General features: G+C 69.4%; 1 protein-coding gene. It reads right to left on the bottom strand.

Features of this window, described 5'->3' with window-relative positions; translation table 11 throughout:
- Nucleotides 1–509: DUF389 domain-containing protein (locus QT222_RS00005; RefSeq protein ID WP_491475900.1), on the bottom strand; the 509-nt coding region annotated here is incomplete at both ends.

Here is a 509-nt window from a genome sequence, read left to right as displayed (position 1 = left end):
TATCCCCGGGGAGGGGACCCCCGGGGCCGACGCCCGCCTCGGGTGACCCCCACGCGATTCCATCCCCGACCCCGGCTGTCGGCGGAATCAACGCGGCGGCAATCATGCCGCCGACGAGCGCCGTCGAGCCGCCCGACGATAGCGAAATCGCACCCGCTGCACCGGCCCCGAGAGCGATAACCAACGAGAGCACGTCCGGTGCGAGGCGTTCGTCTACTTCGGGAACTGAGAGGACTTCCGCGGTTGAAAGCGGGACTGCACCCGATTCCCTGAGGAGAAGCGCGAACAGGGCCGCCGACCCGACGGCGAGGACACCGCCGAACACTTGGAGTCGAATCCCGCGGGCGAACATCTGGTCGTCGTCGACGACGGTGCCGACGCTTGCCGACATCGCGGGCCCGACGAGCGGGGCGATAACCATCGACCCAACGACCACTGCGGGTGAGTCGCGGCGCAACCCGGCGGGGGCGACCGACGCCCGGGAAATCGTCACGAATACTGGCGTCGGC

It is taken from the genome of Haloferax sp. s1, from assembly GCF_058382125.1.
This window is presented reverse-complemented; position numbering and strand designations above follow the sequence as displayed.